The sequence below is a fragment of the Nocardia seriolae NBRC 15557 genome (assembly GCF_007990715.1).
GTDB classification, from domain to species: domain Bacteria; phylum Actinomycetota; class Actinomycetes; order Mycobacteriales; family Mycobacteriaceae; genus Nocardia; species Nocardia seriolae.
This window is the reverse complement of record NZ_BJWY01000018.1, coordinates 32,429-54,485: the sequence shown is the minus strand read 5'-3', so window position 1 is coordinate 54,485 and position 22,057 is coordinate 32,429. Positions and strand designations below refer to the sequence as shown.

Here is a 22,057-nt window from a genome sequence, read left to right as displayed (position 1 = left end):
GATCCACCGGGAATAGCCGCATATTCTCAGCTTGTTGACGACAGCGTTTCGGCCGTTCGGCCGGGGTCGTGGTGAGCGGAAGGATGCGACCGTGCTGATGATCAGGGCAGACCTCGTGGAGGCGATGGTCGCGCACGCGCGCGCCGACCACCCCGACGAGGCGTGCGGTGTCATCGCCGGTCCCGAGGGCTCCGACCGCCCCGAGCGCTTCATCCCCATGATCAATGCCGCGCGCTCGCCCACCTTCTACGAATTCGATTCGGGCGAGCAGCTGCGGCTGTGGCGGGAAATGGATGCCGCCGACGAGGAGCCGGTGGTGATCTACCACTCGCACACCGCGACCGAGGCGTACCCGAGCCGCACCGACATCTCCTTCGCCTCCGAGCCCAATGCCCACTACGTGCTGGTCTCCACCCGCGACCCGCAGCAGCACGAGCTGCGCAGCTACCGGATCCTCGAGGGCGTGGTCACCGAGGAACCCGTCGAGATCGTCGCCGCCTACCTCGGCATCGAATCCGCCTGAGCCTGAATTCCCCTGAGCCCGAACACAAGGAGTCCCCACTCATGCCGGTCACCGTGTCCATCCCGACCATCATGCGCCCGATCACCAAGGGCGAGAAGCGAGTTCAGGCACAGGGCGAGACCCTGTCCGCCGTCATCGCCGACCTCGAGGCCAACTACCCGGGCCTGGAGGCGAAGCTGCTCAAGGACGGCAAGCTGAACCGCTACGTCAATATCTACATCGACGACGAGGACGTGCGGTTCACCGGCGGGCTCGCGGCCGAGGTGACCGACGGCGGCACCGTCACGATCCTCCCGGCGGTCGCCGGTGGTTCGCAGGCTGTGGACATCGACTGATTGTGGCGCGCTACGAGTCGCTGATCGCGACGCTCGGTAACACCCCGCTGGTCGGGCTGAAGAAGCTGTCCCCGCAGTGGGACGGTGAGAATCACGTGCGGTTGTGGGCCAAGCTCGAGGACCGCAATCCGACCGGATCCATCAAGGACCGCCCGGCGCTGCGCATGATCGAGCAGGCCGAGGCCGCGGGCCAGATCAAACCCGGCGACACCATCATCGAGCCCACCAGCGGCAATACCGGCATCTCGCTGGCCATGGCCGCCAAGCTCAAGGGCTACAAGCTGATCTGCGTCATGCCGGAGAACACCTCGGTGGAACGCCGCCAGCTGCTCACCATGTTCGGCGCCGAGATCATCGACTCCCCGGCGGCGGGCGGCTCCAATCAGGCTGTGGCGCTGGCGAAGGAGATCGCCGCGCAGCACCCGGACTGGGTGATGCTCTACCAGTACGGCAACCCCGCCAACGCCCTGGCCCACTACGAGACCACCGGCCCGGAAATCCTCGCCGACCTCCCCGAGATCACCCACTTCGTCGCGGGCCTCGGCACCACCGGCACCCTCATGGGCACCGGCCGCTTCCTGCGCGAAAAGGTCCCCGGCATCGACATCGTCGCCGCCGAACCCCGCTACGGCGAACTCGTCTACGGCCTGCGCAACCTCGACGAGGGCTTCGTCCCCGAGCTCTACGACGAGTCCGTGCTGACCTCCCGCTTCTCCGTCGGCCCCTACGACGCGGTCCGCCGTACCCGCGAATTGGTCTCCGAAGAGGGCATTTTCGCGGGCATCTCCACCGGCGCGATCCTGCACGCGGCGCTCGGCGTCGCGAAGAAGGCACAGAAGGCCGGTCAGCGCGCCGACATCGCCTTCGTCGTCGCCGACGGCGGCTGGAAGTACCTCTCCACCGGCGCCTACGACGGCACCCTCGAGGAGGCCGAGGAAAAACTCGACGGCCAACTCTGGGCCTGACCCGAGCCCGCCGAACGCCCGCGCCCGCTGCGCCGAACGCAGCGGGCGCGCGTCATTCCCGCCCTGCCGACACGCCGGAACGACGAGTGGATCCACACCGGACCGGTGCGGAACTCGGGCCGGTCGCTCGCGACCTCCGAGTTCGCGGGTCCGGGATTTCCCCGAGGCGGGCGGGTGCGCACCGGCGGTAGGCTCGGGGCAGGGTGGGCTAGGAGGTCTTGCTATGAGCGGCGGTGGCGGTGTGGGGTCGTCGTTCGATCCGGATCGGATCGCGCGGCTGCGGGGGCAATTGGCGAAACCGGCCGGGGGTGCGGTGGCTTCGGGCGGGAATGGTGCACTGAAGTTGCTGTGGCAGCGGGCTATTGCGTTGACGTTGGGATTCACGGCATTGCTGTATGGGGTGGAGGGCGTCAACAGCGTCACCGATAACGCGCTGGACGGTGCCGGGGTGCGGCCGCGCAGCGAGGAGGGGCTGGTCGGGATCCTGTTCGCGCCTGTGCTGCACGCCAATTGGGGGCATCTGTTCGGGAACACGCTGCCGGTGCTCGTGCTCGGCCTGCTGACACTGCTGACCGGGATCGGGCGCGGGCTCACCGCCACCGCCATCATCTGGGTGATCGCGGGGCTCGGGCAGTGGCTGACCGCGCCGCCGCACAGCGTTTCGGTGGGCGCCTCGGTGCTGGTGTTCGGCTGGCTCACATATCTGATCTGCTGGGGCTGGTTCTCGCGGAATGTGTTGCAGATCGCGGTCGGGCTGGTGGTGCTGGTGCTCTACGGGTCCATTCTCTGGGGCGTCCTGCCCAGTAACCCGGAAATCTCTTGGCAAGGCCATCTTTTCGGGGCGGTAGGTGGAGTGGTTGCCGGGTGGGTACTCTCATCGAATGAACGTCGTCATCGTCGCGGGTCTGACGCCGGCCGTCTCGCGTCGCAGGGGTGACGCTGGTCGCGGTCGGCGATTTGGGGGATCCCTCCGTTGAGTGAGAATGCAGCGTGGCAGCATGGGGGAATGCGCCTCACCGTGATCGGGTGCTCGGGCAGCGTGTCCGGCCCGGATTCCCCGGCGTCGGGTTACCTGTTGACCGGCCCGGATATGACACCGACAGTCATCGATTTCGGTCCCGGCGTGCTGGGCGCGCTGCAGCGCCACCTGGATCCGGGCGAGGTCGACATCTTCCTCACCCATCTGCACGCCGACCACTGCCTGGATCTGCCGGGCCTGCTGGTGTGGCGGCGCTACCACCCGAACCCGCCCACCGGTAAGGCCGTCGTCTACGGCCCGACCGACACCTCGCTGCGCATCGGCAATGCCTCCGCGGAGATCGGCGGCGAGACCGACGACTGGTCCGACGTCATCGACATGCGCGTCTGGCAGGCGGGCGTCCCCACCACCTTCGGCCCCGGCCACACCGTCGAGGCCCGCCGCATGTACCACCCGCCGGAGTCCTACGGCCTGCGCATCGAGACCGCCGCCGGCCGCACCTTCGTCTACACCGGCGACACCGCCCTGTGCGACGACGTCTTCGAGTTGGCCAGCGGCGCAGACGTTCTCCTCTCCGAAGCCTCCTGGACCCACGACCCCGCCAACCGGCCCCCGGGCATCCACCTCTCGGGCCACGAGGCGGGCTTGATCGCCGCCCAGGCGGGCGTCGGCGAACTCCTGCTCGCCCACATCCCCCCGTGGACCTCCCGCGAAGACGTCATCGCCGAAGCCAAGGCCGTCTTCTCCGGCCCGGTCCACGCGGTCTCGCCCGGCGAAGTTTTCGACATCTGAGCCGGCTCCCCCGCCTCTCCGGGACTTCAGCGGGCGGCTGATTACCGTTGACTGTTTCGCACCCGTGCCTGCGGTCGAGTGTCGAACCGATTCTGGGCGTACCCGGTGAGTTACCCCGACCGTCACGAAATCAGCTGTCGCCGACCTCAGAAGTGTCGGGGAGCCGTGAACACGGGCCGATGACTGGCCACTAGGCTGTGGGCCGTGTCTAAACGAGCCGATGGCAGGGCGGATGACGAACTCCGCGAAGTGAGGATCACCCGGGGATTCACCAGTCACCCGGCGGGGTCGGTGCTGGTGGAGTTCGGACAGACGCGGGTGATGTGCACCGCCAGCGTCACCGACGGGGTGCCGCCGTGGCGGCGGGATTCCGGATTGGGCTGGCTGACGGCCGAATACGCGATGCTGCCCGCGGCGACGCACACCCGCTCCGGCCGAGAGTCGGTGAAGGGCAAGGTCGGTGGGCGCACCCAGGAGATCTCGCGGCTGATCGGGCGTTCGCTGCGGGCCTGCATCGATCTGGCCGCCATCGGCGAGAACACCATCGCGCTGGACTGCGACGTGCTGCAGGCCGACGGCGGCACCCGCACCGCCGCCATCACCGGTGCGTACGTGGCGCTCTCGGACGCCATCACCTACCTGGGCGCGGCCGGGAAACTGGCCGACCCGCAACCGATCTCCTGTGCCATCGCCGCGGTCAGCGTCGGCGTGGTCGACGGCCGGGTGCGTCTGGACCTGCCCTACGAGGAGGATTCGCGCGCCGAGGTCGATATGAACGTGGTCGCCACCGACACCGGCACCCTGGTCGAGATCCAGGGCACCGGCGAGGGCGCCACCTTCCCGCGCTCCACCCTGGACAAGCTCCTCGATTCCGCGCTCGCGGGCTGCGAGCAGCTGTTCCTGGTGCAGAAGGAAGCCCTGGCGCTGCCCTACCCGGGCGTGCTGCCCGAGCCCGAGGAATCCAGGAAGCGATGACCCGCCGCGTCCTGGTCGCCAGCCGCAATGCCAAGAAGCTGAACGAGCTGCGCCGCATCCTGGCCGAGGCCGGGATCGCGGGCATCGAGATCGTCGGCCTGAACGACGTCCCGCCCTACGACGAGGCCCCCGAGACGGCCCCCGACTTCGAGGGCAATGCCCTGGCCAAGGCCCGCGACGGTTTCGCCGCCACCGGATTGCCCTGCGTCGCCGACGATTCCGGCCTGTCGGTGGACGCGCTCAACGGCATGCCCGGCGTGCTCTCGGCGCGCTGGTCGGGCGCGCACGGCAATGACGAGGCCAACAACACCCTGCTGCTGGCCCAGCTCGGCGACGTCCCCGACGAGCGCCGCGGCGCCCGCTTCGTCTCCGCCTGCGCCCTGGTCGCCGACGGCGTCGAGGAGGTCGTGCGCGGCGAATGGCCGGGCGTCATCGGTCGCAAGCCGGTGGGCGACGGCGGTTTCGGCTACGACCCGCTGTTCTTCCCCGACGGCGGCGAAGTCTCCTCCGCCCAGCTCACCCCGGCCGAGAAGGACGCCGCCTCGCACCGCGGCCGCGCCCTGCGCCAACTCCTCCCGGCCCTGGCGGCCCTCTCGGCCGACTGAACTGGCTGCCTCGACGGGAATTGCCATGGCCGTCTGCTGATCTCAGCGGTCGGCCATGGCATCCCGCCCTGAGCCCCCCGCCCGGCCCGGGCGACTTCCAGGGCGGGCCGGGCCCGCCGCCGGATCGACCCCTCGGCGATCAGGCGGTGACGGTGGATCAGGCGGCGACCGGGATCACGCCGGGGCGCAGGCGAATCAGGGTGACGCCGTAGGTGGCGACCCAGACCACCCACAGCAGCCAGCCGACGAGTCCGATCAGGCCCAGCGGGCTGCGGTGCTCGAGCTGCATCGGCGCCGCGGCCGACCACGCGAAAAGGACTGCAGCAGAGGTGAATCCGAGGTTCGCATGCCATCGCGCCAGCAGACCGGCGCGGCGGCCCGCGACCGACAGCCCGAGCAGGGCGAGGGTCAGGAACACGCCATTGCCGATGAACAGGGCATTGTGCAGCGTCCAGAGTCCGGCCGCGACCGGTCCGCCGTGATCCGGAATCGCGGTGAGTGTGAAGCGAATCCCGGTGACCGCCGCGAAGGTGACGGTCTGCATGATCAATCCGGCCAGGCCGACCAGCGACCAGGCGGTGCCGTCGGCCCGCTCGGAGTCGTGCACCGCCGCGTGGACGCTCGGGTCTTCGAGACCTGGCCCGACGGTGCCCTGCGTCCTGGACTCGATATCCCCACCGCCGTGGATCTCTGTGCGGCCCTGTGCAATATCGACACCTACACCACCCTCACCACCGAGCGCGGCTGGTCCCCGGACCGGGTCCAGCACTGGTGGACCGACGCCGTCGTCCGAGAACTGCTGGCATGAGAAAGGGGTTCGAGGCGGAACCCCGAACCCCTTGCGGCTGTTCGCTTGTCTCTCGATCGAGTGCGCGACAAGTGATTTCGTGCCGTCCGGGGTAACTCCCCGGGTACGTCCAAAATTGTTTCGGCACTTGACCGTCGGCACGGGTGCACGAGAGTCAACGGCTCCTGAGCCGCCCGCTAAAGTCGCGGAGAGGCGGTGAGGGCCTTCACCTCGCGGGTGCGGTAGTGCTCGAAGACGAAGGAGGCGAACGGGATCGTGCCCGCCAGGCAGGTGAGCGCCGTGGTGAGCGGCTTCCAGCGCGCCTTGATGCCGAGGTCGATGGTGAAGACCAGGTAGATCATGTAGAAGATGCCGTGCACCTGGCCGATGTAGAACAGCCAGTGCGGTGCGGTGCTGGAATCGTCGAGGATCGCGTACTTGTAGATCATCTCGCCGCACAGCACCAGCAGCCAGACACCGGTGATGTAGGCCAGCACGCGGTAGCGGATCAGTGCGCCGCGGATCTTCTCGGGCGCGGCGGCGCCGAGCGGGCGGGGAGCCAGCACGGTGGTCTCGCCGGCGACGGGGGATGCTGGGGAGTTGTCGCTGGTGCTCAACCGGCGCTCCTCTCGGTGTGGTGCAGCCCGGCGTCACGGACCTTGTCGTCCATGTCCTGGGCGTGCAATTCGGCCAGGTACCTGTTGTATTCGGCGAGTTCCGGATCCTGGTCCCGGACCGCCCTGGGTCGCTCCGGCAGCAGGCCCGCCGGGATCTCGCGCGGCGCCGCCGATTTCGGCCGGCGCGGCCGGGCGGCGGTCGGCGCGGACTCGGCGACTTCGGGACTCGGCGCGCTCTCGTCCGTCCCGGCTTCGTTCTCCAGCCGCACGAATCGGACGTAGGCCCACACCACGAACCCGGCGAACAACGGCCATTGCAGCGCGTAGCCCAGATTCTGATAGGTGCCACCCCCCGATTCGAACCGGGTCCACTGCCAGTAGCCCAGCCCCAGGCACGCCAGGAAGGCCACGATCACGAAGATAATCAGGGCCGGACGGCGTTGGGGAGCGGACACGGACTCCACGGTACCTGCCTACTACGGCCCTCGTAGTAGGCAGGTCTGCCGATCAGAATTTGTATGTGACGCCGGTCAGACGCTCGGACTCCTCCCAGAGCCGCCGCAGCAGTTCCGGATCCCGCGAAATCTTGCTCGACGGCGACGCCTCGACCGGGCCCTGGCTGCCGAAGAAGCGGGTCGGACCCCAGTAGATGTTCGGGTCCGCGTCGGGTTCGGTGGCCGCGAACAGCGAGGAGTAGGCGGCGTGGAAGGGCGACTGGCCGACGATCCGGATGAACGGCTTGGAGATTTTGTCGAGGGGGGTTTCGGTGCGGGCGAACAGGTCGGTGGCCGAGACGCCGGGGTGCACGGCGTAGGAGCGCTTGGTGGAACCGGCCGCCTCGAGCCGGTGCTCGAGCTCGCGCGCGAACATGAGGTTGGACAGCTTGGACTGGGCGTAGGCGAGATTGCGCTGGTAGCGGCGATTCTCGTAGTTGAGGTCGTCGATCCACAGCTTCGGGGTCTGCTTGTGGGCGATGGAAGCCAGGGTGACCACCCGGTCACCGATCTTGTCCAGCAGCAGCCCGGTCAGCGCGAAATGGCCGAGATGGTTGACGCCCCACTGGGTTTCGAACCCGTCCTTGGTGCGCGAGAACGGAATGTTCATCAGGCCCGCGTTATTGATGAGGACGTCGAATTCGCCCTGGCTGTCCGCGAATTGCCGCACCGAGGCGAGGTCGGCCAGGTCCAGCGCCGCCACCCGCACGTCACCGTCGATGCGGTCGGCCACCTCCTGCGCCTTGGCGGCATTGCGGCAGGCCATGATGACGGTGGCGCCCTTGCCCGCGAGCACCTTGGTGGTCTGCTCGCCGAGCCCGCCATTGGCGCCGGTGATCACGAAGGTGCGACCGGACTGGTTCGAGATTTCGCTGGGCTTCCATGCCATGGCTGTTGACCTCACAATTCGAGTCGTTTGTTCGACCTTACTTCAGAGTAAGTTCCCGGCGATACCCCGGAGCCCCGGACCGGAAACTTGTGACAGTCCTAAAAAGATGTTGATATTGAGTTCATGACACCCTCGCCGACCGGCGCGCCACTGGGCCTGCGCGAGCGCAAGAAGCTGCTGACCAGGCAGAACATCTCCGACACCGCGACCCGGCTGTTCCTGGAACGCGGGTACGACAGTGTCACCATCGCCGAGATCGCGGAGGCCGCCGAGGTCGCCAAAATGACGGTGACCAATTACTTCCCGCGCAAGGAAGACCTGGTGCTGGATATTCACCAAGCCTTCATATCGGGTCCGGCGGCGACGGTGCGTGAGCGGGATCCGGGTGAGTCGGCGCTGGCCGCGCTGCGACGGGCCTATCTCGCCGCGATCGCCGGGAAGGATGCCGTGCTCGCGGGCTTCTCGGGCCCGGATTTCGCCGCCCTGCTCACCGGCAGCCCGGCCCTGGTGGCGCGGTTGCGGGAGTTCCACGAGGATCGCGAGCGCCTGCTGGCCGACACTCTGGCCGAGGAAACAGCTACTCCCACAGAGGATTTCACGGCACGGGTGGCGGCCGCGCTGCTCGGCGGCGTGCATCGGATCCTGTTCGAGGAAGTGCTGCGCCGCACGGTCGAGGGGGAGTCGAACGAGGCCATCGCGACGGCGTTGACCGAGCTTGCCGCCGCCGCTTTCGACACCCTCGAACCCGCGCTGGGCGGGTACGCGGTGCGGGTGAACTGATCGGTCGCCCTGTCCGATCCGTCGGTTTGCCGTGTCGTTGCCATACCTCGGCCGACGCGCCCAACATACTGGGCCGATGACCGGTGCCAGCGCCACCGCCGAGCAGCCCGTCGCGCCGCAGCCGCTGAGCAAGGCGCGCAGAAACGTCATCTTCGGAACCGTCGCGCTCGGCATGCTCATGGCCGCGCTCGACTCCACCATCGTCTCCACCGCCCTGCCGACCATCGTGGCGGACCTGGGCGGGGCCGGGCACATGGCCTGGGTGGTCACCTCGTACCTGGTGGCCGAGGCCATCGCCACCGCCCTGTCCGGCAAGTTCGGCGACCTGTTCGGCCGCAAGCTGGTCTTCCAGCTCAGCGGCGCGATCTTCATCATCGGCTCGATGGTGGCCGGGCTCGCGCACGGCATGACCCTGCTCATCTTCGCCCGCGCCATCCAGGGTCTGGGCGCGGGCGGGCTCATGGTCACCTCCATGGCATTGATCGCCGACGTGATCCCGCTGCGCGAACGCGGCAAGTACCAGGGTGGGCTGGGCGCGATCTTCGCCATCACCACGGTGATCGGCCCGACGCTGGGCGGCCTGTTCACCGACCATCTGAGCTGGCGCTGGTGCTTCTACGTGAACGTCCCCATCGCGATCGTCATGATCGCGCTGGCGGCCCGCACCATTCCGATGACCAGGGCGGCCGTCAAGCCGATCGTGGACTACCTGGGCATCGCGCTGGTGGCCGTCGGCGTCACCTGCCTGATCCTCGGATTGGAATGGGGCGGACAGGAATACGCGTGGGGTTCGTCGATGATCATCGGCCTGTTCGCCGCCGCGGCGGTGCTGCTGGCCACGTTCGTGTTCGCCGAACTGCGGGCTCCCGAACCGATGCTGCCCATGCATCTGTTCCGCAGCAATGTCTTCACGGTGTGCTCGATCCTGAGCTTCATCGTCGGCTTCGCGCTGCTGGGCGCGATGACCTATCTGCCCGCGTATCTGCAATACGTGGAGGGTGTTTCGGCGACCGCGTCGGGCGTGCGCACGCTGCCGCTGGTGGTCGGGCTGTTCTTCACCTCGATCCTGTCGGGCAATATCGTCGGGAAGACGGGGCAGTACAAGATCTTCCCGATCATCGGCTGCGCCATCATGGCGGTCGGGCTGTACCTGATGTCGACCATGGGGCCCGGCACCGGCTTCTGGGTCATGTCGGTCTACATGCTGATCCTGGGCCTGGGCGTCGGCCTGGCCATGCAGGTGCTGACCATCGCCGTGCAGAACAGCGTCCCGTACTCGGATCTGGGCACCGCGACCTCCGGTGTCACCTTCTTCCGGACCATCGGCAGCGCCTTCGGCACCACCGTGTTCGGCACCCTCTACTCGAATCGGTTGCGGCCCAACCTCGAAGCGGCGCTGATCGAATCGCGGGTGCCGCCCGAGGCCGCGCAGAATCCGCAGCTGCTGCGCGAGTTGCCGAAGACGCAGTCCGCGTCGATCATCCAGGCCTACGCCGACTCCATCGACTTCGTCTTCCGCTGGGTGGTGCCGGTGGCGCTGCTCGGCTTCGCGGTGGCGTTCCTGCTGAAGCAGGTGAAGCTGCGCGACAGCGCGCGGGCCGAGGCCACCGACGTGGGGGAGCAGTTCGCCATGCCGGACTCCGCGGACCGCCTGGTACAGCTGGAGCGCTGCGTCGCGCGGGTGCTGCGCAAGCTGCGCGACAATACCGTCCCGGATCCGGGAATCCTCGCGGCGGCGGGCAGTTCGCTCGGCCGCGACGAGGCCTGGGCGCTGGGTCAGGTGCGCATGTACAACCGGCTGCGCGGCACCGCCACCATCGACGACATCGCCCGAACCCATTGGATCCCGACGGAATTGATCGGCCCGGTCTACGACAAGGCCGAACGCGACGGCCTGCTGCGCCGCGACGGCGACGAGCTGAACCTCACCGACAAGGGTGTCGAAGAGGTCGATCGGGTGCGCGGCGCGTGGAAGCGCTGGCTCGAAACCCAGCTCACCGACTGGGATTCCGCCGATCCCGTCGAGCACGCGCTGTTGGATCAGGCCATCGACAATATCGCCACCAAGCTGCTGGACGAGGCCGACCGCCCGGACGCGCTGCCCGCCGGGCGCTGAACACCCGCCGTCGCCGAACGCACGACAATGCCCCGCCGCACGAACGCGGCGGGGCATTGCGCTACCGGGAGTTTCAGGCGTTGACCGCGACCGGCCGCACCGTGGTGTCCCAGTCGATGCGGAAGCGCTGTTCGTGACCCATCAGCTTCTCCGGATCCATGCGCTTGAACATCATGGGCATCATGAGCTGCATGGCCTTGCGGGTGACCGGACCCGCGGCCTTGGTGTGGTTCATTCGCGCGACCCGCGCCGCCACCGCCTCCACCCGCGGCCGGCGCAGCGCCTCGTAGGTGGCGAAAGCCCGTGCCGGATCATCGATGTCGCGCAGGCAGCGGGCCAGCTCGATACCGCTCTCGATGGCCAGCGACGCACCCTGCCCGGAGGTGTTGCTGGGCGCGTGGATGGCGTCGCCGGTGAGCACCATCCGCCCCCGATGCCAGTGCGGCACCGACGGCATGACGTGCAGCGCCCCGACCACGGCCAGCTGCTCGGGGGTGGTGCTGCGGGCCAGCAGCTCGCCGGGCTCCTCCCCGGCGTAGGCCGTCCGCAACCGGTCCAGCCACCGCTCGACCGGCACGGCTCGCGCCTCGGTCAGCGAAAAGTACTGTTCGCTGGGCAGATTCGCGCCCCAGGCGACCCGGCCGTCGGGCATGGGCCAGTACAGGTAGTAGGCCCGCTTGCCGAAGGCGAAGGTCATCCGCTCGGGCTCCAGGTCGAGGTCGCAGTCGACGTACGCGCCGAGGCCGAGCATGCGCAGGTAGGTCGGTCCGGGAGCCTTCGGATCGACGAGTGTGCGTACGGTGGAACGGATTCCGTCCGCGCCGATGAGCACGTCCGCGGTGGCGGTGCTGCCGTCGGAGAACCGGGCGGTCACCCCGCCGGCGTGTTCCTCGACATCGATCAGCCGCTTGTCGTATTCGAATTGGACGCCCGCGGCGACCGCATTGTCGTGCAGCACCCGGTGCAGGACGGGACGGTCGATCGCGCGCAGCGGCGCGATGTTCGTGAGGCCGGGCAGGTCGAAACTCTTGCCGTTCACCGACATCGAGGACTTGGCGATGGGTACGGCGTGGGCGCGCACCGCGTCGGCGGCCCCGACGATCTCGAGTGCGGCCACCCCGTTGGGCGCGAGCGCCAGATTGGAGCCGATGCCGTAGGCCGGGCCGGGGTAGGCCTCGAAGACGGTGACGTCGATCCCGGCGAGATGGAGGGCGGTGGCGGTGACCGGTCCGGAAATACCGCCGCCGATGACGATTGCCGAGTTGATGGACATGGTTCTCCTCCAGGGAGGTGTTCGAAGGTTTCGGAAAAACCCCGAACCGGCGCGCGTATGGAGAACCCAGTTATCCTGTAGTTGCCAAACTCGGTGCCGGGTTCGCCTGCACGGACGCGGTTCGAGACGGTGTGTTCCCGGGCTTCGGTGGCGGTGTTGCAGCACCCCCGCCGGAGCCCGGTTTCGTAAAGGTCGGCAGGGCCGAGCGAGTTATCGGTCGTGCTCGGCCTGCGTTGCGGGTGTTCCCCCTTCCGCCAGTTCGATGAGTTCCGGTGGCATGACGCCGTCGCGATGCCAGGCACGCCAGCCCTCCACGTCGGGAAAGCTGCCGTCGGCCAGTGAATCGCGCAGGGCGCGAGCCCAATCGGCCTCCGCGCTCAGCATGGTCAGCTCATAGTCGTCTTCGACCAGGAAAAGGCGCGGCACTGTGCCTTCCAGAGCGGCCAATTGGGCGCGGCCATCGGCAATGGTCCGGTCCAGCTTGGTGATTCGCCGGGTGAGCAGGTCGATGACCTCGTCCGGCGGCAGCACCGACAGTACGGACAGCCCCGCCAGGAAACGGCCCTTCTCGGGTTCCGGCTCGGCGACGAGTTCCCTTGTCCAGTCGGTGAGTTCGGCCCGCCCGGCGTCGGTGATCCGGTAGATGGTCCGCTCGGGCCGGGCCCCGTCCCGCTCGCTGCCGGTGATCTCCAGGAAGCCGTGCTTGGTGAGGTTGTCCACCACCGTGTAGAGCGAACCCCACTTGATGCTCATGTCGGTGTCCTTGCCCCACGCCCGCAATCTGGCAGCGATCTCGTAGCGGTGCATGGGCTGCACGACCACGGCGGAGAGCACCGCCAGACCCATCAGGTTGGCGACCTTGCGCTTGCGGGCCATCCGGCACCTCCTTACTCGTCTACGAATATACGTCTACGAGTATTGGGCGACAAGTGGTTGGCCGTAATCGATGCAGCGCGCCGTCGTTGGCGGTTTTCGCCCGTCGGCGGCACACTCGGGTGGTGGCACACGAGGAGTTCGAGGTGCTGATCGTCGGGGGAGGTCCGGTCGGACTCACCGCCCGCGCGCTGCTGGACCGCTGGGGAGTGCGGACCCTGCTGGTGGAGCGGCGTCGCGAGCTGTCGCCCTTTCCGCGATCCCGCCTGGTCAATGTGCGATCGATGGAGATCTTCCGACAGCTGGGCCTGGCCGAGACGGTCCGGAAACGGGCGTTCGGACCGGAGTTCGGCCGGGTGCGCTTCCGGGAGACGCTGAGCGACAGCGACTTCGGCACCGAGGCCATGGTCGGGGTCCGTGCGCCCATTCCGGAGAGCCCGGAGATCGGCGTGCTCACCTCGCAGGATCGCCTCGAACCGACACTGCTCGCCGCCGCGGACGCACCACTGCGGTTCGGAGTCGACCTGGTGGACCTGGCCGAGGACGACGACGGCGTGACTGCCACCCTCGTCGACCGCGACACGACGGCGGAGTCGCGAGTCCGCGCCCGGTATGTGCTCGCCGCGGACGGCGCGAATTCCACTGTGCGGCAGCGGCTGGGGATCGCCACCACCGGTCCGGGAGCCCTCGGTGAGTCCACCACCGTGGTCTTCGACGCCGATCTCGGCCGCTGGTGCGCCGACCAGCCCGCCGGGGTCTACTTCACCACGAACGGGTCGTTCCTGCCGCTGTATCCGGAGGGCGGCTGGGCCTGGTTCGGGCCCGCGTCGCGCGGCGGCGAGGTCGACTGGTCCGCGCGGGTGACCGACGCGCTCGGCCCGGATATCCGGGTCGCGGTGGAGGTCGTGCGGGTGCAGCGCTGGGTGATGAACGCCTTTGTGGCCGAACGCCTTCGACACGGGCGGATCTTCCTGGCCGGGGACGCCGCGCACACGGTGCCCATTCTCGGCGGTCTCGGCATGAACGCGGGCCTGGCCGACGTGCACAACCTGTGCTGGAATCTGGCCGGAGCGCTGCGCGGCTGGGCCGCACCGGAGCTGCTGGAAACCTATGAGACGGAACGGCTTCCGGTCGCCCACCGGACCCTGCGGCAGGCGGTGACCAATGCCGAGCGGGTGCGCGCCGCACAGCTCGCGCGGCGCGCGCAGCGGGCCGCCGGGGATACCGGGGGCGCGGTCGAACTACCCTGGTCGGAGCGGTATTTCGACCAGATTGGGCTGATTCTGGGCGTCTCCTACGACTCCGCCGCCGTCCGGCCCGACGGCAGCCCGCCACCGCCGGACGATGCGGCGGCCTACCTGCCGAGCGGGCGGCCGGGAGCCCGGCTGCCGCACTGCTGGCTGGCGCCGGGCCGTTCCAGCCTCGACGCGCTCGGGGAGTGGTTCACCGTGCTCACCCCTGACCCCGGCGGCTGGGAAAAGCGAATCGGCACAACGCTTCCCCTGCGTTTCGAGTCCCTGCCCGAGGGTCACGCCGAGCTGTACGGAATCGACCCGGACGGGGCGCTGCTGGTCCGGCCCGACGGTCACATCGGCGCGCGCCTGCCGCAAGCCCCCGACGGCCCGGTGAATCTCTAGGCGGGCGCGAACCGTTCGCGCAGCATCTCGGCGGTGGCCTGGTCGGCGGGCAGGAACGCCTCCAGGTGCAGCTCCGAGAGCGTGATGTCGGTGGCCGTGGCGAACGAGGTGAGGGTGGTGATCAGCCGCAGCTCGCCCGCCTCCGACCGCAGCCGCAGCGGCACCGCGAAGCCGAGGTGGCCGGGACCCGGATCCACCGGCGGCAGATAGCCTTCGAGTTCTGCGATGAGCGCGTCCAGCTCCGGATTCGGGCTGCGGCCCGCCCGATTGCGCAGGCTGTCGGTGATGTGGCGGCCCCACTCCGGCAGGTTCAGTACCCGCCGCGCCAGGCCGTCCGGGTGCAGGGCCAGCCGCAGCACATTGCTCGGCGCTCGCAGCAGTTCGGGCGCACAGCCCTCGGTCAGCAGCGCGAAGCCCGGATTGGCGGCCACCAGCACGCCGAACGGTCGGGTCACCACCGCCGGATAGGGCAGATGTCCCTCGAGGATGGTCTCCAGTGCGTACCGGACCGCCTCGAGTTCCGGTGCGTCCAGCGAGGATTCGGGAAAGATCGGCGCATACCCCGCGGACAGCAGCAGCGCATTGCGTTCCCGCAGCTCCAGCCCGAGCACCTCGGCCAGCCGGACCACCATGGTCCGTCCCGGATGCGAGCGCCCCTGCTCCAGGAAGCTCAGGTACCGCTGGCTGGTCTCGGCGGCAATCGCCAGATCGAGCTGGCTGATGCGTCGGCGCGTGCGCCAGCCGCGCAACTGCTGTGCGAACGGGGTGGCTGTGGTCGCCACGGCCATGATCGTCATACCTCCACTCTGCGGGCGCGGGGGCGGCCCCGCGATTCCCTCGAGGGAATGACCCGCGCCTTGCCCGAAGGTTATGACGCGGCCCGCGGCTCGCTCATTCCCTGCGGGGAATCGCGCGGCCGACGGGCGCGGCACAGACTCGATGTCATGACTGAAGGACACAAGCGGAACGCGAATGGTGTTGTCTACCAACTGGAACCGCTGCGCGGACGCGACGGTCTGAGCACCCGGGTGCAGCGGGCTCCGGTACCCGGGTCGCATCAGGTGCTGGTGCGGGTGCGGGCGGCCTCGCTGAACCGGCGCGACATCATGCTCATGGAGGGCACCTATCCGATCCCGGCGCGGCCGGGCGTGGCGCCGCTGGTGGACGGGGTCGGTGAGGTCATCGCGTTGGGCTCGGGCGTCACCCGCGCCGCGCTGGGTGACCGGGTGATGGGCACCTACTTCGTGAGCTGGGTCGACGGCAAGCAGAATCAGGAGCTGGGCAGCCGCCAGTACGGCGCGACCCACGACGGCTGGCTCGCGACCTACGTGCTACTGGAGGAGGAGTCGGTGGTTCAGGTGCCCGCGCACCTCGCCGACGCCGAGGCGGCCGCGCTCACCTGCGCCGGACTGGTGGCGTGGGCGGCCTTGACCAAGCCGGTCCCGGTCGGGCCGGAGGATACGGTGCTGACCGTCGGCACCGGGCCGGTCGGGCTGTTCGCGGTGCAGCACGCGAAAATGCTGGGCGCGCGGGTCATTTCGATCACCTCCTCGCCGGAGAAGGGTGAGCGGCTGCGCAAGCTCGGCTCGGGCGAGGTGGTGGACCGCAAGCAGACTCCGGACTGGGAGCACGCGGTGCTGGACCTCACGGGCGGGCTCGGCGTCGATCGGGTGGTCGAGGCGGTCGGCAAGCTGACCCTGCCGAAATCCCTTGCGGCGACCGCCTACAACGGCGAGGTGGTCCTGATCGGCGCGTTCCCGGCCGCGCCCGGTCAGCAGCATCCCGATCAGCTGGGCGGCAAGTATGTGGGCCTGCGCCGCATCGCGGTCGGCAGCCGCGCGGATCTGGAGTCCATGAACGCCGCCATCGCCGAACACGGCATGCGCCCGGTGATCGACCGCGTCTACCCCTTCGAGCGGGCGGTCGAGGCCTACCGCTACTTCACCGAGGGCGACCCGTTCGGCAAGGTGGTGATAGCGGTCGACTAGCCGCTACTTATTGGCAATCGGTACGAATAGATACCCACCTGGAACTATTTCCTTACCGTGTAGCCCGTTCAGCCCCCTGGCAAATCTGTGTACGGTTCCTTGAAGGAGAAGCATTTCGGATCGGCGGGCGTGTACTTCGACTCGAAGGAGTTCCCGGGTGGCGGTGGGTGCGGTTCGTGGGAAACCCGAGGTGGTGCGGGATCGACTCGCCACCGCCTCCGCTGACGACCCGGTCACCGCCGAGGGCACGCCCGGCCTGGCCGCGCCGGGGGAGATGTCGTCGAAGGCGCTCGTCGGTCTGGTCATCCTCGCCATGGGCGTGGTCGTCGCCCTGATCGGCGGCACCCTGCGCGCCGGGTTGCACAATCCGGGCGGGGTCGACGAGACCGGTACCCCGTCCTCGAGCACCACCCAGCCGGTCAAGGCCCAGGTGCCGCCGCCCGCGCCCGCACCGGCGCCCGCTCCGGCCGCCCCGGTGCAGATGCCCGCTCCCGCACCGCAAACCGAGCAATATGTCGCTCCGCCCGCCCCGGTCGAGGCGACCACCGAATCGGCCGCGGCCCCGCCGCCGCCACCCGCTCCCGCCCCGCCCGCGCTGCCCGACATCCTGGCCCCGATCCTCCCGTTCCTGCTGCCCCCACCCCCGCCCCCGCCGCCGCCCGCTCCTTGAGGTCGCGGCCCGGAATCCGAAGGAGGACGGCCATGCTCGGCACCGTCGACGAGATCCAGCGCGATCCGGGCGATCTCGATCCCCGTCGGCTGGCCCTGGTGGTTCTGGTCGCCGCCCTGATGACCACGGGCGTGGGCGCGGGCATGCTGCTCACCGGTTCCGGGGATCGCCCGGTGGCCGACGGCTCCATCGTCAATGTCGTGCGGCCGCGCCACGACCACGCGGTGCCCGGCCGTCGCCCACCCGATGTCGCTCCCGCCGAACAGCTTCCGGCCGCCCCCGCCGCGAATCCGGCCCCGCCCGCCGCGGCGGTTCCGCCGCCCGCGCCCGTCGCACCGCATCCGGTGGATATCCCGATCGTGATCGGCCCCGAGCCCGCGGTCCCGATCGATGTGCCCGCCGCCCAGCCCGCGTCGGCTCCGCCGGACGTGCCCCCGCCGTCGGATCTGGCCGCGCCGCAGGATGATTCGGCTCCCGCCGTCGGCTAGATGCCGGAAACGCCCGCGAGCTGCCCGATCCCGTAGGTGACGGCCATGGCCAGCGCGCCGCCCAGCACGACCCGCAGCACGGCCCGCTGCGGATTGGCGCCGCCGAGCCGGGCGCTCACCGAGCCGGTGACGGCCAGCGCCAGCAGGACGGCGGCGAAACAGACCGGGATTCGCCACTGCGTCGGCGGCAGCAGGATCGCGAGGATCGGCAGGATCGCACCCAGGGTGAAGGAGATCGCCGAGGACACCGCGGCATGCCAGGGGTTGGTCAGTTCGTGTGGGTCCAAACCCAATTCGGCCTCGGCGTGGGCGGCGAAGGCGTCGTGGGCGGTGAGTTCCTCGGCCACCTTGCGCGCGGTCTCGGGCCGCAGTCCCTTGTCCCGATAGATCTGGGTGAGTTCGGCGAGTTCGAATTCCGGCTCCTCGGCCAGTTCCCGCTTCTCCTTGGACAGCAGCGCGCGTTCGGTATCGCGCTGGGTGCTGACCGAGACGTACTCGCCGACGGCCATGGAGATCGCGCCCGCGGCCAGGCCCGCGATGCCCGCGGTGAGGATGGCGCTGCTGTCGGTGGAGGCGGCCGCGACGCCGACCACCAGGCCCGCGGTGGAGACGATGCCGTCGTTCGCGCCCAGCACACCCGCGCGCAGCCAGTTGAGCTTGGCCGCCAAGCTCGTGTCGTGCGGCTCGTGCGGATGCGGCTGTGCCGTGGTCGTGTCGGTTCCGGTGGTGTCGTCCACGTGGGCAGCCTAATCTACCGGCGGGCGGTCATGCGGTAGGGCGACCGGGGGAGGGATGGCTCCCATTTGCGGGGTATGCGGACGGTTTGCTGGAACGATGGAGATCATGGTGCGTTTCTGCAGTCGGTACTGGTCGGTCATCCTCCCGCTGGTGGCGGGCGTGGTACTGGCCGCCGCCTGGGGCCGCGAACTCAGCTCCCTGCTGGCGGTGCTGGTGGCGGTCTGGCTGATCGGCGCGGTGCTTTCGGCGGTGCATCACGCCGAGACCGTGGCGCATCGGGTGGGCGAGCCGTTCGGGTCGCTGATCCTGGCGGTGGCGGTGACCATCATCGAGGTCGGGCTGATCGTCACGCTGATGATCTCGAGCGGCGAGAAGGCGGCCTCGCTGGCCCGCGATACCGTCTTCGCGGCCGTAATGATCACGTGCAATGGCATTTTCGGGCTGTCACTGCTGGTCGGCGCGCTGCGACGGCGGGTGGCGGTCTTCAATGCGGAGGGCACGGGCGCGGCCCTGGCCACCGTCGCCACGCTCGCGACACTGAGTCTGGTGCTGCCGACCTTCACCACCAGCGAGCCCGGCCCGGTCTTCTCGGCCTCGCAGCTGATCTTCGCCGCGGTGGCCTCGCTGGTGCTCTACGGCGTGTTCGTCATGGTCCAGACGGTCCGGCATCCGGACGACTTCCTCCCCGTCGAGGGCGCGTCGACGGCGGCCGAGGAGGAACACGACGAGCCGCCGACCAGGAAGCAGGCGCTGCTGAGTCTGGGTTTGCTGCTGGTTGCCTTGATCGGCGTGGTGGGCTTGGCCAAGGTGGTCTCGCCGAATATCGAATCCGGCATCGCCGCGGCCGGTCTGCCGCAGTCCGCGGTCGGCGTGGTGATCGCGCTGCTGGTGCTGCTGCCCGAGACCATCGCGGCCGTGCGCGCCGCGCGCCGGGATCGGGTGCAGATCTCGCTGAACCTCGCGCTGGGCTCGGCCATGGCCAGCATCGGCCTGACCATTCCGGCCATCGCGCTGGCCTCGATCTGGATCGAGGGCCCGCTCATGCTGGGCCTGGGCGCGACCCAGATGGTGCTGCTGGCGTTGACCGTGGTGGTCGGCGCGCTGACCGTGGTGCCGGGCCGCGCGACCCTGCTCCAGGGCTGCGTGCACCTGGTGTTGTTCTCGGGCTTCGTATTTCTGGCGGTCAGCCCCTGACCGGTCCCCGGTCGTCGGGCCCGGTCACGAGGTCCAGCGGTAGACCTGGCCGTCGCGCAGTTCGTAAGAGGCCGCGGGTTTCGTCGCATCGTGCCGGGATAGCAGCGCCATGACCCGGGTGCGGCCGCGAGTGGTCGTCCCGTCCTCGGTCCAATGCACATACGGGTGCACCAGTTTGGCGAATTCCGCCCAGTCGCCGGTCTCGATCGCATGGAGGACCGCCGACACCGTGTTGTCCACAGCGACAGTGAACACGCCGCCTCCGGGTTACGCGTGGGTTCGATGGGAAATGAGTGGTTGCTGCCAGATCACTCAATTCCGCTTTCGGTATGGCCGGTGGTCTCGAAACGGTCTCATCCAGGGTTCGCCGATGGGGTGCTGTGAGTCACACAGGATGTCACATCGCTCTGATAACAGGTTCTAGAACCGCATGTGGCATGCATGGATGTCCCAATGACCGGGCATGACAGATCGCGTACCGGTGGGTAGCTTGGAGGTCTCGATCACATCACAAAGCGATTTGTTGTAACTCGCCGTAACCATTAGCTTTGATGGCAGGCAGTGTTGCCGATCACGGAGAAGAAATTTGAAGCTCGTCACCCCGCGCCGATTCCGGCGACCTGATGAAGTAGTCCCGCGATGACCCGGGCCACCCAGAGTCGGTCCGCCGTGCGCATCGTGCGCGACAACTTCTCCAGCACCGCGGTGGCGTCGCTGCGCACCTTCGGCCGCGCGGTCGGCATTGCCGAGGAAGCGGTGATCGGCACCTTCACCGATATCGCGCGCCGGCAATTCCAGTGGAAAGAGGCCATTCTCCAGGCTTGGCGGCTGATCACCGTCACCGCGATTCCGGCCGTGCTCATCGCCATTCCGTTCGGCGTCATCGTTTCGGTCCAGGTGGGCAATCTGATTCACACCCTCGGCGCGGACTCGCTGCTGGGCGCGACCGGCGGCCTGGGCGTCATCAAGCAGGGCGCGCCGCTGGCCACCGGCTTCCTGCTGGGCGGCGCGGGAGCCGCGGCGTTGGCGGCGGATCTGGGTGCGCGCACCATCCGCGAGGAGATCGACGCGCTGAACACCATGGGCATCAGCCCGATTCACCGCCTGGTGATCCCGCGCCTGGTGGCCATGGTCTTCGTCGCGCCGCTGCTGAACGTGCTCATCATCTTCGTGGGCGTGCTCGCCGGGTACGGCGTGGCCATCGGCGGGCAGGGCGTCACGCCGGGCTCCTACTGGACCACCTTCGGATCCTTCACCACCACCGCCGACGTGTGGGTGTCGCTGCTGAAGGCCGTCATCTTCGGGTTCCTCGTGGTGATCATCGCCTGCCAGCGCGGGCTCGAGGCGAAGGGCGGCCCGCGGGGTGTCGCCGACGCCGTGAACGCCGCGGTGGTGCTGTCGGTGGTGTCGATCGTGACCGTGAACCTGGTCGCGACCCAGCTCACCGATCTGTTCCTGCCCACGAGGCTGGCCTGATGTCGGCTACCTATGTACCCAAGGGGCTGGGCTGGGCCGCACGCGCCTACCGCCGCCGCGGCCGGATCCTGCGCCGCGTGGAGAACCTGGGCTTCACGCTCGCGTTCGTCTGGCAGGTGCTCTCGTCGATTCCGCTGACGCTCAAGCGCTATCGCGCGGAGACCATGCGGGCCATCTCGGACATGACCTGGGGCCGTGGCTCGGTCATCGTGGGCGGCGGGACCGTGCCGATGATGATCGTGCTGGGGCTGGTGATGGGCGCGTCGGTGGCGGTGGAGTCCTTCACCACGCTCGACATGCTCGGTATGGGCCCGGTCTCGGGTCTGGTGTCGGCCTACGCGACCACCCGTGAGCTGGCCCCGATCGTGGCGGCCATCGGTTTCGCCGCGCAGGCGGGCTGCCGCATGACCGCCGAGATCGGATCCATGCGCATCTCCGAGGAGATCGATGCGATCGAGTCTCTGGGTCTGCGTTCGGTTCCCTTCGTGGTGACCACCCGCGTGCTGGCGGGCGCGGTCGCCATCGTGCCGACCTTCCTGATCGCGCTGATCCTGTCCTACGCGGCCTGCCGCGGGCTGATCACGCTGGTGCACGGGGCCTCGGCGGGCGTGTACGACCACTACTTCTTCCAGTTCGTGTCCGGGTTCGACGTGATCGCGGCCGTGGTGAAGGTGGCCATCTTCGCGGTGGTCGTCATCCTGATCCACTGCTACTACGGCTTTTTCGCCACCGGCGGCCCCGAGGGCGTGGGTATCGCCTCGGGCAAGGCGGTGCGCGCGTCGTCGGTGGCCATCATCGCCATGGACATGGTGCTCTCGCTGTCCCTCTGGGGCTTCAACTCGGCGATTACGTTCACGGGGTAG

General features: G+C 68.8%; 26 protein-coding genes. 17 read left to right on the top strand and 9 right to left on the bottom strand.

Annotated features, from left to right (window positions below; all coding sequences use genetic code 11):
• Nucleotides 1-91 precede the first annotated feature (91 nt).
• From NS2_RS08655 to NS2_RS08625, 7 genes are all read left to right on the top strand, one after another.
• Nucleotides 92-523, top strand: coding sequence for a M67 family metallopeptidase (locus NS2_RS08655; protein WP_033086770.1), 432 nt, complete (start codon nt 92-94; stop codon nt 521-523).
• 41 nt (nt 524-564) lie between these two features.
• Nucleotides 565-858: a MoaD/ThiS family protein gene (locus tag NS2_RS08650; protein ID WP_033086771.1), complete on the top strand. Its 294-nt coding sequence runs from the start codon at nt 565-567 to the stop codon at nt 856-858.
• Between the two features lie 2 nt (nt 859-860).
• On the top strand, nt 861-1,823 hold the full coding sequence (locus NS2_RS08645) for a PLP-dependent cysteine synthase family protein (protein WP_033086772.1): 963 nt from the start codon (nt 861-863) through the stop codon (nt 1,821-1,823).
• 223 nt (nt 1,824-2,046) lie between these two features.
• Nucleotides 2,047-2,760, top strand: a complete 714-nt coding sequence (locus tag NS2_RS08640; protein WP_081985763.1) for a rhomboid family intramembrane serine protease — start codon at nt 2,047-2,049, stop codon at nt 2,758-2,760.
• Nucleotides 2,761-2,829: 69 nt separating this feature from the next.
• Nucleotides 2,830-3,594 carry a cyclic nucleotide-degrading phosphodiesterase gene (locus NS2_RS08635; RefSeq protein WP_033086773.1) on the top strand — a complete coding sequence of 255 codons (765 nt, stop codon included), beginning with the start codon at nt 2,830-2,832 and terminating at the stop codon, nt 3,592-3,594.
• A 204-nt stretch (nt 3,595-3,798) separates the two neighbouring features.
• Nucleotides 3,799-4,569, top strand: coding sequence for a ribonuclease PH (rph, locus tag NS2_RS08630; RefSeq protein WP_033086774.1), 771 nt, complete (start codon nt 3,799-3,801; stop codon nt 4,567-4,569).
• Entirely contained in the window at nt 4,566-5,174 is a 609-nt protein-coding gene (locus NS2_RS08625) for a non-canonical purine NTP pyrophosphatase (RefSeq protein ID WP_033086775.1), read from the top strand. Before rph ends, NS2_RS08625 begins: the two co-directional genes overlap by 4 nt.
• Before the next feature lie 157 nt (nt 5,175-5,331).
• On the opposite strand, the gene NS2_RS08620 is transcribed toward NS2_RS08625, so the two are convergent.
• A complete protein-coding gene (locus NS2_RS08620; RefSeq protein WP_033086776.1) occupies nt 5,332-5,781 on the bottom strand; it encodes a hypothetical protein in 450 nt (149 codons plus the stop codon).
• A gap of 6 nt (nt 5,782-5,787) precedes the next feature.
• Between NS2_RS08620 and NS2_RS08615 the strand changes: the two genes are divergently transcribed.
• Nucleotides 5,788-5,982: a hypothetical protein gene (locus NS2_RS08615; RefSeq protein ID WP_177327139.1), complete on the top strand. Its 195-nt coding sequence runs from the start codon at nt 5,788-5,790 to the stop codon at nt 5,980-5,982.
• A 176-nt stretch (nt 5,983-6,158) separates the two neighbouring features.
• Here the strand turns inward: NS2_RS08615 and NS2_RS08610 are convergent, their stop codons facing one another.
• From NS2_RS08610 to NS2_RS08600, 3 genes are read right to left on the bottom strand one after another with little or no spacing between them, the layout of a single operon-like run.
• Entirely contained in the window at nt 6,159-6,527 is a 369-nt protein-coding gene (locus NS2_RS08610; RefSeq protein WP_045436841.1) for a DUF3817 domain-containing protein, read from the bottom strand.
• Between the two features lie 47 nt (nt 6,528-6,574).
• The gene (locus tag NS2_RS08605) at nt 6,575-7,042 is read right to left on the bottom strand and encodes a transcriptional regulator (protein WP_071811642.1); all 468 of its coding nucleotides are present in this window, start codon (nt 7,040-7,042) and stop codon (nt 6,575-6,577) included.
• 43 nt (nt 7,043-7,085) lie between these two features.
• On the bottom strand, nt 7,086-7,961 hold the full coding sequence (locus NS2_RS08600; RefSeq protein WP_033086777.1) for an oxidoreductase: 876 nt from the start codon (nt 7,959-7,961) through the stop codon (nt 7,086-7,088).
• A gap of 123 nt (nt 7,962-8,084) precedes the next feature.
• Between NS2_RS08600 and NS2_RS08595 the strand changes: the two genes are divergently transcribed.
• The gene (locus tag NS2_RS08595; protein ID WP_033086778.1) at nt 8,085-8,741 is read left to right on the top strand and encodes a TetR/AcrR family transcriptional regulator; all 657 of its coding nucleotides are present in this window, start codon (nt 8,085-8,087) and stop codon (nt 8,739-8,741) included.
• A gap of 76 nt (nt 8,742-8,817) precedes the next feature.
• Nucleotides 8,818-10,857 (top strand): MDR family MFS transporter, encoded by a 2,040-nt coding sequence (locus NS2_RS08590; protein ID WP_033086779.1) that lies wholly within the window; start codon nt 8,818-8,820, stop codon nt 10,855-10,857.
• Nucleotides 10,858-10,930: 73 nt separating this feature from the next.
• Here NS2_RS08590 and NS2_RS08585 read toward each other — a convergent pair whose 3' ends face one another.
• Both NS2_RS08585 and NS2_RS08580 read right to left on the bottom strand, forming a co-directional pair.
• The gene (locus tag NS2_RS08585; RefSeq protein ID WP_033086780.1) at nt 10,931-12,130 is read right to left on the bottom strand and encodes an FAD-dependent monooxygenase; all 1,200 of its coding nucleotides are present in this window, start codon (nt 12,128-12,130) and stop codon (nt 10,931-10,933) included.
• A gap of 210 nt (nt 12,131-12,340) precedes the next feature.
• Complete coding sequence (locus NS2_RS08580) at nt 12,341-13,006, bottom strand: PadR family transcriptional regulator (protein WP_033086781.1); 666 nt, start codon at nt 13,004-13,006, stop codon at nt 12,341-12,343.
• A 122-nt stretch (nt 13,007-13,128) separates the two neighbouring features.
• On the opposite strand from NS2_RS08580, the gene NS2_RS08575 reads away from it, so the two are divergent.
• Nucleotides 13,129-14,640, top strand: coding sequence for an FAD-dependent monooxygenase (locus tag NS2_RS08575; protein ID WP_202969056.1), 1,512 nt, complete (start codon nt 13,129-13,131; stop codon nt 14,638-14,640).
• Here NS2_RS08575 and NS2_RS08570 read toward each other — a convergent pair.
• Nucleotides 14,637-15,437 (bottom strand): helix-turn-helix domain-containing protein, encoded by an 801-nt coding sequence (locus tag NS2_RS08570; RefSeq protein WP_033086782.1) that lies wholly within the window; start codon nt 15,435-15,437, stop codon nt 14,637-14,639. The two genes, NS2_RS08575 and NS2_RS08570, sit on opposite strands and share 4 nt — an antisense overlap.
• 147 nt (nt 15,438-15,584) lie before the next feature.
• Here NS2_RS08570 and NS2_RS08565 point away from each other — a divergent pair, with 147 nt between their 5' ends.
• The 3 genes from NS2_RS08565 to NS2_RS08555 all read left to right on the top strand — a co-directional run bounded on the left by NS2_RS08565 (nt 15,585) and on the right by NS2_RS08555 (nt 17,786).
• Nucleotides 15,585-16,628: a zinc-dependent alcohol dehydrogenase family protein gene (locus NS2_RS08565; protein ID WP_045436828.1), complete on the top strand. Its 1,044-nt coding sequence runs from the start codon at nt 15,585-15,587 to the stop codon at nt 16,626-16,628.
• 157 nt (nt 16,629-16,785) lie between these two features.
• A complete protein-coding gene (locus NS2_RS08560; RefSeq protein ID WP_033086783.1) occupies nt 16,786-17,298 on the top strand; it encodes a hypothetical protein in 513 nt (170 codons plus the stop codon).
• 32 nt (nt 17,299-17,330) lie between these two features.
• Nucleotides 17,331-17,786 carry a hypothetical protein gene (locus NS2_RS08555; protein WP_033086784.1) on the top strand — a complete coding sequence of 152 codons (456 nt, stop codon included), beginning with the start codon at nt 17,331-17,333 and terminating at the stop codon, nt 17,784-17,786.
• On the opposite strand, the gene NS2_RS08550 is transcribed toward NS2_RS08555, so the two are convergent.
• A complete protein-coding gene (locus NS2_RS08550) occupies nt 17,783-18,523 on the bottom strand; it encodes a VIT1/CCC1 transporter family protein (protein WP_033086785.1) in 741 nt (246 codons plus the stop codon). The genes NS2_RS08555 and NS2_RS08550 overlap by 4 nt on opposite strands.
• Nucleotides 18,524-18,629: 106 nt before the next feature.
• Here NS2_RS08550 and NS2_RS08545 point away from each other — a divergent pair, with 106 nt between their 5' ends.
• Nucleotides 18,630-19,718, top strand: a complete 1,089-nt coding sequence (locus NS2_RS08545; RefSeq protein WP_230464677.1) for a calcium:cation antiporter — start codon at nt 18,630-18,632, stop codon at nt 19,716-19,718.
• Between the two features lie 24 nt (nt 19,719-19,742).
• Here the strand turns inward: NS2_RS08545 and NS2_RS08540 are convergent, their stop codons facing one another.
• On the bottom strand, nt 19,743-19,973 hold the full coding sequence (locus NS2_RS08540) for a nuclear transport factor 2 family protein (protein WP_052086182.1): 231 nt from the start codon (nt 19,971-19,973) through the stop codon (nt 19,743-19,745).
• Nucleotides 19,974-20,357: 384 nt separating this feature from the next.
• On the opposite strand from NS2_RS08540, the gene NS2_RS08535 reads away from it, so the two are divergent.
• Together NS2_RS08535 and NS2_RS08530 are read left to right on the top strand one after the other, a co-directional pair.
• Nucleotides 20,358-21,194 (top strand): ABC transporter permease, encoded by an 837-nt coding sequence (locus NS2_RS08535; RefSeq protein ID WP_036545608.1) that lies wholly within the window; start codon nt 20,358-20,360, stop codon nt 21,192-21,194.
• Nucleotides 21,194-22,057 (top strand): ABC transporter permease, encoded by an 864-nt coding sequence (locus tag NS2_RS08530; protein WP_033086788.1) that lies wholly within the window; start codon nt 21,194-21,196, stop codon nt 22,055-22,057. Before NS2_RS08535 ends, NS2_RS08530 begins: the two co-directional genes overlap by 1 nt.

Coding starts and splice junctions, on each gene's coding strand:
- NS2_RS08535 (WP_036545608.1), top strand. CDS start 20,358: ATGACCCGGGCCACCCAGAGTCGGTCCGCCGTGCGCATCGTGCGCGAC.
- NS2_RS08585 (WP_033086780.1), bottom strand. CDS start 12,130: ATGTCCATCAACTCGGCAATCGTCATCGGCGGCGGTATTTCCGGACCG.
- NS2_RS08590 (WP_033086779.1), top strand. CDS start 8,818: ATGACCGGTGCCAGCGCCACCGCCGAGCAGCCCGTCGCGCCGCAGCCG.
- NS2_RS08565 (WP_045436828.1), top strand. CDS start 15,585: ATGACTGAAGGACACAAGCGGAACGCGAATGGTGTTGTCTACCAACTG.
- NS2_RS08530 (WP_033086788.1), top strand. CDS start 21,194: ATGTCGGCTACCTATGTACCCAAGGGGCTGGGCTGGGCCGCACGCGCC.
- NS2_RS08595 (WP_033086778.1), top strand. CDS start 8,085: ATGACACCCTCGCCGACCGGCGCGCCACTGGGCCTGCGCGAGCGCAAG.
- NS2_RS08580 (WP_033086781.1), bottom strand. CDS start 13,006: ATGGCCCGCAAGCGCAAGGTCGCCAACCTGATGGGTCTGGCGGTGCTC.
- NS2_RS08650 (WP_033086771.1), top strand. CDS start 565: ATGCCGGTCACCGTGTCCATCCCGACCATCATGCGCCCGATCACCAAG.
- NS2_RS08555 (WP_033086784.1), top strand. CDS start 17,331: ATGCTCGGCACCGTCGACGAGATCCAGCGCGATCCGGGCGATCTCGAT.
- NS2_RS08600 (WP_033086777.1), bottom strand. CDS start 7,961: ATGGCATGGAAGCCCAGCGAAATCTCGAACCAGTCCGGTCGCACCTTC.
- NS2_RS08635 (WP_033086773.1), top strand. CDS start 2,830: ATGCGCCTCACCGTGATCGGGTGCTCGGGCAGCGTGTCCGGCCCGGAT.
- NS2_RS08640 (WP_081985763.1), top strand. CDS start 2,047: ATGAGCGGCGGTGGCGGTGTGGGGTCGTCGTTCGATCCGGATCGGATC.
- NS2_RS08545 (WP_230464677.1), top strand. CDS start 18,630: ATGGTGCGTTTCTGCAGTCGGTACTGGTCGGTCATCCTCCCGCTGGTG.
- NS2_RS08625 (WP_033086775.1), top strand. CDS start 4,566: ATGACCCGCCGCGTCCTGGTCGCCAGCCGCAATGCCAAGAAGCTGAAC.
- NS2_RS08570 (WP_033086782.1), bottom strand. CDS start 15,437: ATGACGATCATGGCCGTGGCGACCACAGCCACCCCGTTCGCACAGCAG.